Source organism: Longimicrobium sp., from assembly GCF_036280135.1.
Taxonomy (GTDB): Bacteria; Gemmatimonadota; Gemmatimonadetes; order Longimicrobiales; family Longimicrobiaceae; genus Longimicrobium.
In genome coordinates, this window is record NZ_DASURI010000425.1 from 1 (window position 1) to 3,451 (window position 3,451).

General features: G+C 72.2%; 2 protein-coding genes and 1 pseudogene. All 3 read right to left on the minus strand.

Going from position 1 to position 3,451, the window contains the following annotated elements:
* Positions 1-683 precede the first annotated feature (683 nt).
* Entirely contained in the window at positions 684-2,306 is a 1,623-nt protein-coding gene (locus tag VFZ20_RS13675; protein ID WP_329684452.1) for a M56 family metallopeptidase, read from the minus strand.
* 3 nt (positions 2,307-2,309) lie between these two features.
* On the minus strand, positions 2,310-2,702 hold the full coding sequence (locus VFZ20_RS13680) for a BlaI/MecI/CopY family transcriptional regulator (RefSeq protein ID WP_329684453.1): 393 nt from the start codon (positions 2,700-2,702) through the stop codon (positions 2,310-2,312).
* Between the two features lie 600 nt (positions 2,703-3,302).
* Positions 3,303-3,451, minus strand: a pseudogene (locus tag VFZ20_RS32760) (hypothetical protein); the annotation flags it as partial.

Genomic DNA, 3,451 nt, shown 5'->3' on the forward strand with positions numbered 1-3,451 from the left:
TCACCATGCAGAGCCTGACGGACTGGCTGCGGGAGATCGTCTGAACGGCAGTGCGAAAGTGCGAAAGTGCGAAAGTGCGAAAGTGCGAAAGTGCGAAAGTGCGAAAGCAGGGGATGAGAAGGGGCGGCCTCCCGGATGGGAAGGCCGCCCTTTTCGCGTCGCGCAGCCTGTCCCGTGCTCGTGCTGTCATTCTGAAGGAGGCGCCGTCGCGATCCATCCCGTGCACGATGGCGCCGACGGAAGAATCTGGTCGCGCCGCGCCCGGCACTCGCCCGTGCACGAACCCCTCGCGCGCGAACTCAGCGCGGGAGCGGGACGCGGCAAGACGGTGCCGATCTGTTTCAGAGGCTGTTGAGAAACCTGCGTCCGCGGTGCGTCATCCTGAGGGAGCGCCGCGCATAACATGAACGCGCGCAGAACTTTGGCGCGACCGAAGGATCTTGCGTGCGAGACTCGGAGGCGATTTCCGTGCACGAGGGTCGCCCCCGAGCTTCGCGACAAGATCCTTCGTCGCCGCCATGGATTACACACAGACAAGGGTTTACGCGGCGGCTCCTCAGGATGACGCTTTGGGCCAATCCGGGTGATTCAACATCCTCTCAGGATGACAGCGCGGGGGGGGACGACCAAACGAAAAGGCCGCCTCGAAAAGGCGGCCTTTGTCTTTGTGCCTGCTGCGACGGTCAGAGCGGACCGCGGGCGGCGAGGGTATCCTCCTCCATCGCGCCGCGCAGGTGCAGCGCCGGGTCCTTGGTGGGCGCGATGTCCGTGCGGGCCGCCGTCGGCGCGCGGCCCATGGCGGGCGCGCTGCCCGTGGGCACGCGCAGCGAATCGTCCGCGCCCGGCCGCCGCGCCGCGATGCGCGCCGTCTCCTGCCGCTCGGCGTACTCGCCCAGGGCCAGGGCCGCGGCGCTGCGCACGCGCGCGTCGCTGTCCTGCATGGAGCGCACGAGCGAGCCCACCACCACGCCGCCGCCGTCCATCCGCCCCAGCGCCCACACGGCGCTGCGGCGCACCTCGGGGTCCGCGTCGTGGGTGGCGCGCATGAGGGCCGCCAGCGTGACCTCGTCGTTCATGGCCACTTCCGGGAACGGCTCCGGATACGGCTGATCGGCGGCGCGCCGGGCATCCACCGCGGCGGCATCGGGCACGCGCACGTTCAGGTGCAGCCCGCGCGACGCGGCCAGGGGCACGCTCACCGTGCCCGCCCGCGTGGAGGGCGCGGCATCCACGGAGTATTCCAGGGCCGGCGCGCTGGCGCTGGCCTCGTGCTCCAGCACGGCGGCGAGCGGCTCGGCCGCGGGCCGGGACTCCGTCCGCCCCGGGGACGCCGCGGCCAGGGGAAAGAGCGCCACGGCCGCCACGCCGCCGCCCAGCACGGCCACCCGCCCCGTCACCCGGCCGCGGGCACGGGCGGCGTCCAGCACGGCCACCACGCGGTCCTCCAGCTGCGACCGGCGCGCCATGGCCACGGCGGCGGCGGCCGTCAGCGGGCGCGTGCGAAAGGTGCGCGCCACCTCCAGCAGGTGCCCCGCGTAGTCCGACGCCCGCGTGCCGGCGGCCAGCACCTGGTCGTCGCAGGCCTGCTCGCGCTCCACGTGCATCTGCCGGGCGGCCCACCACACGCCGGGATGGAACCAGTACGCGGCACACGCCAGCCGGGCCACCGTCTGCCACAGGCAGTCGCGCCGGGCCACGTGCCCCACCTCGTGCAGCAGCACCACCCGCGCGCGCTCGGCCGACCACGAATCGGCATCCGCGGGGATGAGGACCACGGGGCGCAGCACGCCCCAGGTCATGGGCATGGCGGCGCCCTCGGCGCGCAGCAGGCGCACGGGCTCGCGCATCCCCAGCACCGTGGCCGCGTCGCGCATGCGCGCCATCCACGGCCCGTCCGTCACCGTCTGGGCCCGCGCGGCAATGCGGTGCACGGTCCACACGGCCACGGCGTAGCGGCCCAGGGTGAGCGCGGCGCCCACGGCCCACGCGGCCAGCACCACGGCGCCCCACGGGGTCCCCCGCCCGGCGCCCAGGGGCGCGTCGCCCGAGGCGAAGGCGGGCGCGCCCATCGACACCACGTGCACCCACGGCAGCTCCCAGCGCGGCGCGGCCAGGCTGAGCACCGGCAGCGCCAGCATCCCCGTCAGCGCCAGCGCCCACGCCATGTGGCGCGCGGCGGCCGAGGCGCGGCGCAGGGCCAGCACGGCCACGGCGGCCAGCACCAGCAGCACCGTGCCGCGGGCCACCAGCCACAGGGCCGGGGCCAGCCAGGGCGCGGCGGCGTGCGCGGGGAGGGAGAGGTCCACGGGTCAGCGTCCCTGGATGCGGGCCTGGTCGATGAGGTCGGAGATGCGGTCCAGCTCGGTCTCGGAGAGCCGGTGGTTGCCCGGGTCCAGCAGGGCGGCCACGGCGGCCTCGGTGCTGCCGCCAAAGAACGTGCGCACCATGTGCGACAGCGCGTTGCGGCGCGCCGACTCACGCGGGACGGTGGGCAGGTACAGGTAGCGGGGGCCGTCCTGCTCGTGGCGAAGGTGCCCCTTTTCCTCCAGGATGCGCATCAGGGCGCGCACGGCGGAGTAGCTGGGCGGTTCGGGGATGCGCTCCAGGACATCGGTCACGCTCGCCTTGCTCAGGCGGTAGACCACGTCCATGATCTGCCGCTCGCGGCGGCTCAGGTCGGTTGCGGCAGGTGCGTTGGACATCGTGCGGGCAGGTCGGGTTGCTAAGGGCCTAGCACGATGAAGGTTCGTTCGGCGGCCGCGGTAAGTCAAGGGAACAGCCGCAGGGAATAGGGATCAGGGAACAGGGAATAGCCAGCAAATGCATCCCATGCTCCCGCGGCGCTCCAGGTGTGATCCGCATACAGCGAAAAGGGTTGCATGTTCCGGGGGCGAATGCGCTCCGCACTCTTTCTCCAGACGACCATCCTTCTCCAGACCACCGCACGAGTCATCCTAAGGGAGCGCCCGCGCGATCTCGCACTGGCACAAGGCCTTGGGCGCGACCGAAGGATCTTGCGTGCGAAGCGTGAAGACGACTCCACGCTCCGGAGCCGGCTTGTCGCTTCGCATACAAGATCCTTCGTCGCCGCCATGGATCGTGCCGGGCGAAGAACGCGGGGCGGCTCCTCAGGATGACTCGTCTGGCGGAGTGCCGAGTGCGGATGACGCATCTGGACAAGCGCGGTCAAGCGGATGAGGCGCGTCTGGCGATCGCCACGAACGCGGGGCTGGGGCCGCCACCCGCCGGCTCCAGCCCCGCATCACCTGCGTCCCTTCGTCCTCGTACCCTCGTACCGTGTCCTACAGCCGGGGATCGACCGGCTCGCTCTCCAGCGCCAGCACGCCGAACACGCACTCGTGCACGCGGCGCAGCGGCTCGCCGCGGACAAAGCGCTCCAGCCCCTCGACGCCCAGCGCGAACTCGCGCAGCGCCAGCGACCGCTTGGCGC

Bases quoted from the DNA above. Each gene is read 5' to 3' on its own strand.
- VFZ20_RS13680 (WP_329684453.1), bottom strand. From the start codon at position 2,702: ATGTCCAACGCACCTGCCGCAACCGACCTGAGCCGCCGCGAGCGGCAG.